This is a genomic window from Streptomyces sp. NPDC002446, assembly GCF_053595675.1.
This window is the reverse complement of record NZ_JBSFYC010000019.1, coordinates 22,085-33,974: the sequence shown is the minus strand read 5'-3', so window position 1 is coordinate 33,974 and position 11,890 is coordinate 22,085. Positions and strand designations below refer to the sequence as shown.

13 protein-coding genes and 1 riboswitch are annotated in these 11,890 nt (G+C 71.0%); of the genes, 7 read left to right on the top strand and 6 right to left on the bottom strand.

Annotated features, from left to right (window positions below; genetic code table 11):
• Positions 1–126: 126 nt before the first annotated feature.
• Both ACWD6P_RS13840 and ACWD6P_RS13835 read right to left on the bottom strand, forming a co-directional pair.
• The gene (locus tag ACWD6P_RS13840; protein ID WP_451444283.1) at positions 127–597 is read right to left on the bottom strand and encodes an NUDIX domain-containing protein; all 471 of its coding nucleotides are present in this window, start codon (positions 595–597) and stop codon (positions 127–129) included.
• Positions 598–600: 3 nt separating this feature from the next.
• Positions 601–1,317 carry a helix-turn-helix domain-containing protein gene (locus ACWD6P_RS13835; RefSeq protein ID WP_451444346.1) on the bottom strand — a complete coding sequence of 239 codons (717 nt, stop codon included), beginning with the start codon at positions 1,315–1,317 and terminating at the stop codon, positions 601–603.
• Positions 1,318–1,661: 344 nt separating this feature from the next.
• On the opposite strand from ACWD6P_RS13835, the gene ACWD6P_RS13830 reads away from it, so the two are divergent.
• On the top strand, positions 1,662–1,841 hold the full coding sequence (locus tag ACWD6P_RS13830; RefSeq protein WP_451444282.1) for a hypothetical protein: 180 nt from the start codon (positions 1,662–1,664) through the stop codon (positions 1,839–1,841).
• A gap of 258 nt (positions 1,842–2,099) precedes the next feature.
• On the opposite strand, the gene ACWD6P_RS13825 is transcribed toward ACWD6P_RS13830, so the two are convergent.
• The 3 genes from ACWD6P_RS13825 to ACWD6P_RS13815 form a co-directional block, all read right to left on the bottom strand.
• The gene (locus tag ACWD6P_RS13825; RefSeq protein WP_451444281.1) at positions 2,100–2,636 is read right to left on the bottom strand and encodes a DUF4232 domain-containing protein; all 537 of its coding nucleotides are present in this window, start codon (positions 2,634–2,636) and stop codon (positions 2,100–2,102) included.
• 167 nt (positions 2,637–2,803) lie between these two features.
• On the bottom strand, positions 2,804–3,343 hold the full coding sequence (locus ACWD6P_RS13820; protein ID WP_451444280.1) for a GNAT family N-acetyltransferase: 540 nt from the start codon (positions 3,341–3,343) through the stop codon (positions 2,804–2,806).
• A 34-nt stretch (positions 3,344–3,377) separates the two neighbouring features.
• Positions 3,378–3,902 (bottom strand): hypothetical protein, encoded by a 525-nt coding sequence (locus tag ACWD6P_RS13815; protein ID WP_451444279.1) that lies wholly within the window; start codon positions 3,900–3,902, stop codon positions 3,378–3,380.
• 398 nt (positions 3,903–4,300) lie between these two features.
• Here ACWD6P_RS13815 and ACWD6P_RS13810 point away from each other — a divergent pair, with 398 nt between their 5' ends.
• Both ACWD6P_RS13810 and ACWD6P_RS13805 read left to right on the top strand, forming a co-directional pair.
• Positions 4,301–4,708 (top strand): hypothetical protein, encoded by a 408-nt coding sequence (locus tag ACWD6P_RS13810; RefSeq protein WP_451444278.1) that lies wholly within the window; start codon positions 4,301–4,303, stop codon positions 4,706–4,708.
• A 27-nt stretch (positions 4,709–4,735) separates the two neighbouring features.
• Positions 4,736–5,926, top strand: a complete 1,191-nt coding sequence (locus ACWD6P_RS13805; protein WP_451444277.1) for a glutathionylspermidine synthase family protein — start codon at positions 4,736–4,738, stop codon at positions 5,924–5,926.
• 109 nt (positions 5,927–6,035) lie between these two features.
• Here the strand turns inward: ACWD6P_RS13805 and rocD are convergent, their stop codons facing one another.
• A complete protein-coding gene (rocD, locus tag ACWD6P_RS13800) occupies positions 6,036–7,274 on the bottom strand; it encodes an ornithine--oxo-acid transaminase (protein WP_451444345.1) in 1,239 nt (412 codons plus the stop codon).
• 188 nt (positions 7,275–7,462) lie between these two features.
• A riboswitch (ZMP/ZTP riboswitch) is annotated at positions 7,463–7,553 on the top strand.
• A gap of 39 nt (positions 7,554–7,592) precedes the next feature.
• Between rocD and ACWD6P_RS13795 the strand changes: the two genes are divergently transcribed.
• The 4 genes from ACWD6P_RS13795 (at position 7,593) to ACWD6P_RS13780 (ending at position 11,867) form a co-directional block, all read left to right on the top strand.
• Entirely contained in the window at positions 7,593–8,882 is a 1,290-nt protein-coding gene (locus tag ACWD6P_RS13795; RefSeq protein WP_451444276.1) for a serine hydroxymethyltransferase, read from the top strand.
• Positions 8,883–9,043: 161 nt separating this feature from the next.
• The gene (gene trpS, locus ACWD6P_RS13790; RefSeq protein WP_451444275.1) at positions 9,044–10,057 is read left to right on the top strand and encodes a tryptophan--tRNA ligase; all 1,014 of its coding nucleotides are present in this window, start codon (positions 9,044–9,046) and stop codon (positions 10,055–10,057) included.
• A 184-nt stretch (positions 10,058–10,241) separates the two neighbouring features.
• The gene (locus ACWD6P_RS13785; protein ID WP_451444274.1) at positions 10,242–10,826 is read left to right on the top strand and encodes a 2'-5' RNA ligase family protein; all 585 of its coding nucleotides are present in this window, start codon (positions 10,242–10,244) and stop codon (positions 10,824–10,826) included.
• Between the two features lie 177 nt (positions 10,827–11,003).
• Entirely contained in the window at positions 11,004–11,867 is an 864-nt protein-coding gene (locus ACWD6P_RS13780) for a YihY/virulence factor BrkB family protein (protein WP_451444273.1), read from the top strand.
• The last annotated feature ends 23 nt before the right edge of the window (positions 11,868–11,890 follow it).

Here is an 11,890-nt window from a genome sequence, read left to right as displayed (position 1 = left end):
ACCGTCCGGTGCTTGCCGAGCTGCCGCAGGACGGGTGCAAGCCGTCCCGGTGCGTGGCTGTGGTCGTACCGGTTGCGGACCGGTCGTCGTTGACCGGCAGCAGACAGCGGTTCTCGCCGCTGGCAGTTAGCCCAGATACGGAGTGGAACGGCTTTCTAGGAAGTGCTGAATCCGCAGCCGCTGTGTGTGGTGCATGGGGAGCGCATCGATTTCATCGGGTGCTACGAATCGAATTTCAGTGGACTCCGTAGAGATCGCCAGCGAGCCGCCTACTACACGCGCGGTGAAGCACACATTGAACTGCCGCCTCACCTCTCCGTTGCTGTACGCGATGATGTGGTGCGGATCTGTGTATGTGCCGACAAGCCCGGTGATCTCTACGTCCAGTCCCGTCTCTTCCTTGACTTCCCGTACGGCCGTTCCCGGCAGGGAATCTGTCATATCCATTCCGCCACCGGGGAGCGCCCACAGGCCGTTGTCGGTTCGCTGTTGCAGCAGAATGCGTCCTTCGCCATCCGTAACGACGGCCGATGCAGCGACGACCAGACTGTTCGGCCTGGGGGCGTCAGGGTCGTCGTAATACTCGGTCCGCACCACTGCTCATCCTCCCTGCATGGGTGTCGCCGTAGCCCATACGGCATCGAAACTCCCGGCGTAGCCGTCGAACATGCCCCCGTCGTCGTTGCGTCGGAGGTGCCACACGGGCGCAGCATAAGCATTCGCACCCCACACGTGGGCGTTCACCAGCATCTGGTCATCGGCCCGGTAGATGCTGTTGTAGAGGGTCGTTCCGTGTGTCCGTAGCTCGATTCCCGGCGTGCCGACGAGCGGCCGGTAGTGCAGGATTGCCAGTCGGCAGCGCGATTCGATGCCGTGGCCGAAATCCTCTTCCTGACCGCGCTGTTGAACGTTGATGCTGCCTGCATCGCCTACCGCAATCCGTACGCTGCACCCTTCAGTGGCGCGCTCGCGCAAGAGGTGGTTGAGGTGCGGGTACGCCTCATGCAGGAATACGGCCGCGTATACGAGTACATCGATGCGCTTCCGTGCCTGAGTGAAGAGATCGATGAACGTGGAAACGGGGAGGTCTGCCCGCTGGGGGTAGAGCGCGACCAGTTCGGGGCTGACGGCCCTTGCTGCGCGTGCCTGCCTCAGCTTTGGCCAGAGTGCAAACACGTCTTCTCCTATCGCCTCGGCGGCTCGTATGGCGGTTTCCCGGCGCGGCGTGCGCCCCAGGTTGACCCACCGTTCTACTGACTTGGGATCAACATCGACCTCCGCTGCCAGGCGCGCATGAGTCCAGCCGCCTGCCGCCATTGCGGCCCGAAGTCGTTCGTTCGGCACTCCGCCCCTCCCCGGACGCTCGTAGGGACGCTCTACCCGTCGCGGGACGTCCCTAAGTGTCCGTTGTCCGCGGTTCCGGCGTCCCCTGAGGGCCAGCGATGCTCGCGGACAGCAACGACCCCCGCGACGTGTTGCGTGCGTCCGGGCGAACGGCCGTCAACTATTGAGGAATTGACGAGATGAAAAGCGCTACAGCGAGGTTCTTCATCCCGCTGCTGCAACTGCTGTTTCCTGCGCGGGGCTGCCACCGGTCGGCCGGCGTGCTACCCGGCGAGAGGCGCGGGGACGCGCCGAGGTTCACCTTTCCCCGTGTCCCCGTGAGTCAGCCTGAGCTGCTGCGCGGCGAGGACTCGGCGCTGATCCGCCCGTACATCCTCACGCCCGAGGAACGGCGGGAACGTCGATTGCAGCGTGGGTGGCCGACGGCACTGTTGCTCGCCGCGTACGGGGTAGACGCCGGACCGCGCTGGATTCGCAGCGTGGAGGTGAGGGGCTGATGGCCCGTACCTGCCGCCCCGTTCATCTGTGGGAACCGGCATCGGTGCCGGAGCCCGAGCCGGTCGCCGGGTGCGATGTGTGCGTCGCCCTGGCCGGGCAGCGTACGGAGGCGCGCGCCGTCGGGGACAAGTCCAAGGCAATCGACTGCAATGTAGAGATGCGCCGTCACCCCCACCCGAAGCGGGGGCGGGGGTGAGGTCACGGCCTTGCGCCCAGGAATCCGCGCCGCACCCTCGCGGCGACGGCCGCCGACCGTCCTACTCCGCGATCTCCATCGGCGGACCCATCCAGATCGCGTCCTCGCAGATGCTCATCTGGGCCCGTCTGCCCGCCTCGTCCCGGGCCGTTATCGGCCGGCGGTCCCGGGGGTCGTGTGGTGCGGCGACGACGGCCGTGTCGTTGGTGACCAGGCAGCCGTCGGGCTGCATGGGCAGGTCGGAGTCCTTGTAGCGCAGCGCGGTCGTCACCGTGCCGCCGCGCCGCAGGTCGATGGGCACGGTCCGGCCGTGCCCCTGCGCGTCAGACTCGGGGCCCTTGCCGACATGGACCTCGAAGACCGGGAAGCCGCGGAAGACGCAGGGGCCCGGGCCCTTGTTGGCGATGGACAGGCGGGCGTTGCGGTGGGTGCTGTGCGGCTTCTTCTTCAGCAGGGTGAGCTTCCAGCGCAGGCTCTTCGTCGTGCAGTCGTCGTGCAGGGCCACCATCCGAGGCGAGCCGCAGCCGGCCAGTCCCAGGCCGAGGGCGATGGCCACAGCGAGCGCGGCCGCGGTGGCGGCGAGTGAACGTCGACGCACGACTCCCCCTGGTCGTTCCCTGGTCGTTCGGCAGAAGATTCCCTGTTCATAAGGAAGGGTTTCGGGGGGCTGGGGTTGCCTCCGCCGTCGCAGTGATCGATTCGGTTCGATTGGATTGGATTGGATTCGATGGGATTCGATTCGATTCGATTCCGGGCCGGGTGCGGCTACAGGTCCCGTACGAAGGACACCCGGTCCAGTCCCGGGCCGTCGTAGTCCGTGTGCACCGGTACGCCGTCGTCGTCGATCCGGTCTCCCGGTTCCAGGCGGAAGCCCATACGGGTGTGGTACGCGATGGAGTCGCGGTTGTTGGGGCTGGTGATGCAGCGGACCCGGGTGCGGCCGGCCTCCCGGGCGAGGGCGAAGAAGTGCTGGTAGAGGGCGCTGCCGACACCGCTCCTCTGGCCGTCCGGGCACACGCCGACGAAGTGGATGTAGGCCGTGCGCGGGTCGGTCTGGGACAGGAAGCCGATCAGGAAGGCGTGCAGGGTGCCGTCGGGGCGCTCGGCGAGGAAGCTGGTGTCGGCGAAGTGCTGCAGAAACAGGCGCGGGACCAGCAACTGCCGCTGCAGCGCGCCCGCTTCACCGCCCAGTCCGCCCCACCATCCGGCCAGTGCCACCTGGAGGCGCGGATGGTCCGACGCGGCAGGGTGACGCAGCGTCAGCTCGTCGGATATCGGGCCGGGCGCCGGGGTGTTCTCCGTCATGGCGGCAGCCTAGAGGGCCGTGCGGAACGCCCGGTCAGCCGTCGTCCTTCGCCGCTTCCGGCGCCCTGCCGGGCCAGACGGTGGTCACCACGGGCCAGATCAGGCTGTAGATGAGGATCTTCGTGAGCGGGTTGAGCCAGACGAGCAGCGGGGCGCCCTGGTCGAGGCCGCCGACCATTGCCACCAGCCCGAAGAGCAGGGCGGCGCTGAGGGTGTAGGCCAGCAGGAACCTGAACCAGGATTTCCAGGCGTCCGCGACGGCCGCGCGGCCGTGGAGTACCGGGCGCGGCGGAGCGGCGGGGCCGCCGAAGCGGCCGGCGAACTTCGCGTCGGCCCAGCGGACGGTGCGGTGGCCGTAGACCACGGTGATGCCGAGGTAGGCCGCCGACAGGCCGTGCCAGACGGTCGGCTCGGCGCCGTCCCGGATGCTGAGGACGGTGGCCGCCAGCAGTACGACGTCGATCAGCGGGACGCACAGCAGCAGTGCGCCGCCGAGGGCCGGCCGGCCGGCGGCGTAGCGGGCTGCCAGGCCGCCGGCGAGGAGGACCCAGAAGAGCACGTCGCAAGCGAGAACGAGGTGAAGGATGACGTGCCCCCTGGTGGCTGGTGACTGGTTGATCGCCATTGTGCGGGTGGCCCGGGGGCGGTGCCTCGGGCCTGCCGGTCCCGCCGATCCTGCCGGTGCCGGTCCGGGCGGCTGGCCCGGCGTCCGGGCGGCAGGCCGGGCGATCGGCCCGGTGATTGACAGGGCGACTGCCCGCCCGCAGTCGCTGCCGTGGCGCACCGCGAACGGTGGCACACAGCGGACGGGAGTGCGCAGATCCGCCCCAGGGCCGTGAGCCGACCGCAGTGGGACGAGTCGGAATCCGGACGGGGGCGTATCCGGGGCGAGGGGACCGGTTCTCTAGGCTGGCCTGGCTCACAAAGATGTCCGTCCACGGGGGAAGCGGGAAAGAGATGGCCGAAAAGGCACGTCGGCGGCTGCGGTCGAGCACGGTGATCCTGGGAGGCATGGGCGCGCTCGCCGCCGCCCTGACGTCCTGCGGCTCCGAGCCCGACAAGCGCTGCGTCGACCGCAACAGCTACGACACGCTCAAGGGCTACCGCATCGTCGACTCCAAGAACTGCTCGTCCCGCGGCGGCTCGTCCTCCGCGAGCGGCGGTTCGAGCGGCGGCGGGTACGGCACGAGCGGCCGGGGCGGCGGGACGGCCAAGCGGCCCGTCGACGGCCAGTGGTACTACGACCCGAGCAACAAGGGCGGCAAGTACGCCGACAGCGGCACCTTCAGCAAGAGCTCGGCCGTCAACCGCGGCGGCTTCGGCTGCTCGGGCTCGGGCGGTTCGCACGGCCGCATCGGCGGCTGAGCGAGCGGACGCGGACACCGCACGGCCATGGAACGCCACACCATCGAGCCCCGCCCCGGCTGGCAGCAGACCGTCGAGGCGCAGGGGCTGATCTACCCGCTCACCCGCTACCCGGACGACTCGCTGCGGCCGTACTGGGACGAGAGCGCGTACTACGAGTTCACCCTCCCCGAGGTCGAGGCCCTCGAAGAGGTCGTCGAGGAGCTGCACGGCATGTGCCTGGCCGCGGCCGCGCACATCGTCGAGCGGGGCCGCTTCGCCGACCTCGGCATCGACGACCCGCGCCTGGCCTCGCTGGTCGCCGAGTCCTGGCGCCGGCGCGCGGAACTCCCGTCCCTCTACGGGCGGTTCGATCTGCACTACGACGGCACCGGCCCGGCCAAGATGCTGGAGTACAACGCCGATACGCCGACCTCGCTGGTCGAGGCCGCCAGCCCGCAGTGGTTCTGGATGGAGGAGCGCTTCCCCGGCGCCGACCAGTGGAACTCGCTGCACGAGCGGCTGGTGGCGGCCTGGAAGCGGCAGGCCCCGCTGCTGCCGCCCGGCGCACCGCTGCACTTCGCGCACTCCGCGGGCGACGAGCTCGGCGAGGACCTGATGACCGTCGCCTATCTGGAGGAGACGGCGCAGCAGGCGGGACTGGAGACGGTCGCCATCTCGATGGAGGACATCGGCTGGGACCGGCTCGCGGGCCGCTTCGTCGACCAGCGGCTGCGCTTCATACGGGCCTGCTTCAAGCTCTATCCGTGGGAGTGGCTGGCCACCGACGACTTCGGCCCGCACGTCCTGGACACGCTCGACAACGGCGGCGGCACCGGCTCCACCCTGTGGATCGAGCCCGCCTGGAAGATGCTGCTCTCCAACAAGGCGCTGCTGGCGGTCCTGTGGGAGCTCTACCCCGGCCACCCGAACCTGCTGCCCGCCTACCTGGACGGCCCGCGCGAGCTGGCACGTACGAAGGGATACGTCGCCAAGCCGCTGCTCGGACGGGAGGGCGCAGGCGTCACGCTGCACGAGCCGGGTGCCGACCCGGTGCTGCGCGGCCCCGAGGACCCCTGCTGCTACCAGGAGCTGGCGCCGCTGCCGGACTTCGCCGGCAACCGGGTGGTCCTGGGCGCCTGGGTCGTCGAGGACGAGGCGGCGGGGCTGGGCATCCGCGAGTCCGCCGGGCCGGTCACGGACGAGTACGCGCGCTTCGTGCCCCATGTGATCCGCTGAGCCGCGCCGCCGCCCCCGCCGCGCCCGCATGGAGCAGCGAGCGGCCAGGACCTCCGTCGCCCGCCGGCCGCCCGCTGCACGTGCGCGGCACCGCCCGCCGTCCGTCCGGCTACCCCTCCAGCACCTCCCGCAGCTGGGCCAGCCCCCAGTCCAGGTCCTCCTTGCTGATCATTAGCGGCGGGGCGAGCCGGATCGTCGTGCCGTGGGTGTCCTTGACCAGCACCCCGCGCGCCATCAGCTGCTCGCAGACGTCCCGCCCGGTGCCGCGGGACGGGTTGATGTCCACGCCCGCCCACAGCCCCCGGCCGCGTACCGCGTCCACCGTGCCGTCGCCCACCAGCAGCCCCAGCTCGCTGTGCAGATGCCCGCCCAACTCCGCTGCCCGCTGCTGGAATTCGCCGGTCCGCAGCATCGCGATGACCTCCAGCGCCACCGCGCAGGCGAGCGGGTTCCCGCCGAACGTCGAGCCGTGCTCGCCGGGCGCGTAGACGCCGAGCACCTCGCGCGAGGAGACCACCGCCGACACCGGCACGACTCCGCCGCCCAGCGCCTTGCCCAGTACGTACATGTCGGGCACCACGCCCTCGTGCTCGCAGGCGAAGGTCCGGCCCGTCCGGCCCAGCCCCGACTGGATCTCGTCCGCGATGAACAGCACGTTCCGGCGGCGGGTCAGCTCCTGCACGCCCGCCAGATAGCCCGGCGGCGGCACCAGCACGCCCGCCTCGCCCTGGATCGGCTCCAGGAGGACGGCGACGGTGCGGTCGTCGATGGCCGCCTCCAGCGCCGCCAGGTCGCCGTAGGGGACGATCTCGAAGCCGGGGGTGTACGGGCCGAAGCCGGCGCGGGCCTCGGGGTCGGTGGAGAAGGAGACGATGGTCGTGGTGCGGCCGTGGAAGTTGTTCTCCGCGACGATGATCTTGGCCTGGCCGTCCGGGACGCCCTTGACCTGGTAGCCCCACTTGCGGGCCGTCTTCACGGCCGTCTCGACCGCCTCGGCGCCGGTGTTCATCGGTAGCACCAGCTCCATCCCGCACAGCTCGGCCAGCTCGGCGCAGAAGTCCGCGAACCGGTCGTGGTGGAAGGCGCGTGAGGTGAGCGTGACCCGCTCCAGCTGGGCCCTGGCGGCGTCCAGCAGACGGCGGTTGCCGTGCCCGAAGTTCAGCGCGGAGTACCCGGCGAGCAGGTCCAGATAGCGCCGGCCCGCCACGTCCGTCATCCAGGCGCCCTCGGCGGTGGCCACGACGACGGGGAGCGGGTGGTAGTTGTGCGCGCTGTGGGCTTCGGCGGCGGCGATGCTGCGTTCCGTGGACGTCACCGTGACTCCGTTTCGGTAGACCGTACGGGACATCCGGGTCATATGCCCCGAGGTGTCCCTCTATATTGCCGCGTGGGTGGTTTGCGCGGAAGGTGTGGGGGCGGGTGGAAGGTGTGGCGGCGGGCGGAAGATGTGGCGGTGGAAGGTGTGGCGGGCGGAACGTGTGGCGGCGGTCCGCGCGCTTCCGGCACCGGCGCGCAGGGCGGTTGTCTAGACTCAGCGGTGCGCATCGCGACTGGCGTACGGGGAATCGACCCCGAGGGAGCGGTGCGCGGACACCATCACGCGGTGCCGCCCGCCTGGGCACCCGGGACCCGACCGGAGAACCGATCGAGCGCCCCGGAGGACGCCATGTCACAGCCCCTCACGTCCCAGCCCCTCTCCCATCCCGCGCTGCACGCCGCCGACCCCGAACTGGCCGCTCTCGTCGGCGCAGAGGAGCAGCTCCAGGCCGACACCCTGCGGCTGATCCCCAGCGAGAACTACGTCTCCGCCGCCGTCCTGGAAGCCACCGGCACCGTCCTGCAGAACAAGTACAGCGAGGGGTACGCGGGCCGTCGCTACTACGAAGGCCAGCAGAACATCGACCGCGTCGAGACGCTGGCCGTCGAGCGCGCCAAGGCCGTCTTCGGCGTCGAACACGCCAACGTCCAGCCGTACTCCGGCTCGCCCGCCAACCTCGCCGCATACCTGGCCTTCGCCGAGCCCGGCGACACCGTGCTGGGCATGGCGCTGCCGATGGGCGGCCACCTCACCCACGGCTGGGGCGTCTCGGCGACCGGCACGTGGTTCCGCGGCGTCCAGTACGGCGTACGCGCCGACAGCGGGCTCATCGACTTCGACGAGGTGCGCGACCTCGCCCGCAAGGAACGCCCGAAGATCATCTTCTGTGGCGGTACGGCCGTCCCGCGCACCATCGACTTCGCCGCCTTCGGGGAGATCGCCCGCGAGACCGGCGCCGTGCTCGTCGCGGACATCGCCCACATCGCGGGCCTGATCGCGGGCGGCGCCCACCCGTCCCCCGTCCCGCACGCGGACGTGATCTCCACGACCACCCACAAGACCCTGCGCGGGCCGCGCGGCGCGATGCTGATGTCCCGGGCGAGCCACGCCAAGGCCCTCGACAAGGCCGTCTTCCCGGGCCTGCAGGGCGGCCCGCACAACCACACCACCGCCGCCATCGCGGTCGCCCTGCGCGAGGCCGCCGCGCCCGCCTTCCGGGACTACGCGCACGCCGTCGTCGCCAACGCCAGGGCGCTCGCCGAGGCGCTGCTGGCCCGCGGCTTCGACCTGGTCTCCGGCGGCACCGACAACCACCTGGTGCTGATCGACCTCACCTCGAAGGAGGTCCCCGGCAAGGTCGCCGCCAAGGCCCTGGACCGGGCCGGCATCGTCGTCAACTACAACACCGTCCCCTTCGACCCCCGCAAGCCCTTCGACCCCTCCGGCATCCGCATCGGCACCCCCTCCCTCACCTCCCGCGGGCTGGGTACGGACCGGATGCCGCAGGTCGCGGAGTGGATCGACCGGGGCGTACGGGCCGCGGCCAAGGGCGACGAGCAGGCGCTGACGGTGATCCGCAGCGAGGTCGCCGAGCTGATGGCGGCCCACCCGGCACCGGGCCTGCCGGTCACCGGCTGAGCCACCGGAATCCGGTCACCGGCTGAGCCCCCGGAATACCGCCCCACCGCCGTCGCGTTGTGGCCCCGCAGGGGGCCTTCGCAACCCTTAGGGGATGCGTTCGGCCACCCCCTGGGGGCCTCCACGCCCGGGCAGCCCACGCGACCTGAGACAATCGGGCCATGCCTCTCGATCGCCCGCGCGTCCTCTCCGGCATCCAGCCCACCGCCGGCTCCTTCCACCTCGGCAACTACCTCGGTGCGGTGCGCCAGTGGGTGGCGCTGCAGGAGTCCCACGACGCCTTCTACATGGTCGTCGACCTGCATGCGATCACCGTTCCGCAGGACCCCCAGGAGCTGCGCCAGAACACCCGGATCGCGGCCGCCCAGCTGCTGGCCGCCGGCCTCGACCCGGAGCGCTGCACCCTCTTCGTGCAGAGCCATGTGCCCGAGCACGCCCAGCTCGGCTGGGTCATGAACTGCCTCACCGGCTTCGGCGAGGCCTCCCGTATGACCCAGTTCAAGGACAAGGCCGCCAAGCAGGGCGCCGACCGCACCTCCGTCGGCCTGTTCACGTACCCGATCCTGCAGATCGCCGACATCCTGCTCTACCAGGCCCACCAGGTCCCGGTGGGCGAGGACCAGCGCCAGCACATCGAGCTGACCCGCGACCTCGCCGAGCGCTTCAACGGCCGCTACGGCGAGACCTTCACGATCCCGGCGCCGTACATCCTCAAGGAGACGGCCAAGATCTACGACCTCCAGGACCCGTCGGCCAAGATGAGCAAGTCGGCCCCCAGCCCCAAGGGCCTGATCAACCTCCTCGACGAGCCGAAGACCTCCGCGAAGAAGGTCAAGAGCGCGGTCACGGACACCGACACGGTGATCCGCTACGACGCCGAGCACAAGCCGGGCGTCTCCAACCTCCTGACGATCTACTCCTCCCTCACGGGCACCTCGATCCCGGACCTGGAGCGCGCCTACGAGGGCAAGATGTACGGCGCTCTCAAGACCGACCTCGCCGAGGTGATGGTCGAATTCGTCACACCGTTCCGGGACCGTACGCAGGAATACCTCGACGACCCCGAGACGCTGGACTCGATCCTGGCCAAGGGCGCCGAGAAGGCCCGCACGGTGGCCGCCGAGACCCTCGCCACCGCCTATGACCGGCTCGGATTCCTGCCGGCCAAGCACTGACGGGACGGTCCGCGCGACCCGCGCAGGGCGGGTGCGCGGGCCGTACACAGCCCCCGGTCCCCTCCTGCGGGGGCCCGTGGGCCCGCCCGGGACGGGGCCGGGGACGCTCCCCGCGAAGGGCCCGCACCCGGCACACTAGGAGGGTGCGCGAGCGCGCCGCACACACGTCAGGAGGGAGAACGCAGTGGGGACCGTAACGCTGGGCGTTTCGATCGCGGTCCCGGAGCCGTACGGCAGCTTCCTCCAGAGGAAGCGCGAGGGCTTCGGGGACCCCGCCGCACACGGCATCCCCACGCACATCACCCTCCTGCCGCCGACGGAGGTGCACGCCGACGCCCTCCCGGCCGTCGAACGCCACCTGGCCGAGGTCGCGGCCCTCTCCCGCCCCTTCCCCCTGCGCCTCGACGGCACCGCGACCTTCCGCCCGCTCTCCCCGGTCGTCTTCGTCAAGGTCACCGAGGGCGAGGCGGGCTGCGCCGCCCTCCAGGCCCGCGTCCGCGCCGCCTCCGGCCCCTGCGCCCGTGAGCTGCAGTTTCCCTACCACCCGCATGTGACCGTCGCCCACGGCATCGCCGAGGACGCCATGGACCGCGCCCAGAGCGAGCTCGGGGACTTCTCCGCGACCTGGACCATCGACGGCTTCGCCCTGTACGAACAGGGCGCCGACGCGGTCTGGCGCCTGGAACGCGAGTACCCCTTCGGCCCCCAGACCCCCGGCGTCCCCCGCCAGTCGGTCGATCTCACCCGCCCGCCGGCGCCGTCCTGCTAGGGCCTATTCCGACCCTGACCCATCGGACAGGCCCTGGCTCCCGCTGCCGGGGCGCGCCCTCGCCCGGGTGCAGTCGTGCTTCCCGGGGTACCCGGAGGCTAGTGTTCCGGACCGGCCGGAACGCCGGCCGTACGACCTGCCGAAACCGGCGGGCGGCCCGGGCACGAGGGGAGCGCCATGGACTGGCTGAGCAGGCTGCCGGTGATCGGCCCCGCCGTCACCTGGCTGATGACCACCCGCCTCTGGCACGCCTGGGAGCGCATGCTGCGGGTGCACTGGACCAGGCTCGCCGCCGCGATCACCTTCACCAGCTTCGTCGCCCTCTTCCCGCTGCTCACCGTCGCCGCCGCGATCACCGCCGCGCTGCTCGGCGACAGCGAGCTGCGGCGGCTGCAGGCCAAGCTCGCCGAACAGGTCCCCGGCATCTCGGGCCAGCTCGACCTCGCCACCTTCGTCGACAACGCCGCCACCGTCGGCCTGGTCGCCGGCGCCGCGCTGCTGCTGACCGGCATCGGCTGGGTGGAGTCGCTGCGCGACTGCCTGCGCGCCGTATGGGAGAAGGACGACGAGGACACCAACTTCTTCCTCGGCAAGCTCCGGGACGGCGGCGTACTGCTGGGGCTCGGCGGCGTGGCCCTGCTCTCGCTGGGCTGCTCGGCCTTCGCCGGCGCGGCGGTCGGCCGGGCGGCCGAGGCGATCGGCCTGCCCGAGGGCGGCGCCGGCGCGGTCCTGCTCTCCGCCGCCGGCTTCTGCATCGCCGTCCTCGCGGACTTCGTGCTGCTCGCCTACGTCCTGACCAAGCTCCCCGGCGTCCACCCCCCGCGCCGCGCCGTCGTCCTCGCGAGCCTCATGGGCGCGATCGGCTTCGAACTGCTCAAACTGCTGCTGAGCGGCTATCTGCGGGGCGTCGCAGCGCGCAGCATGTACGGCGCCTTCGGCACCCCGATCGCCCTGCTGCTGTGGATCAACTTCACCGCGAAGCTGCTGGTGTACTGCGCCTCGTGGACCGCGACGGCGGGGGAGCGGGACGGGGAGGAGTGACCCGTCACCCGTCCCGTCCCGCC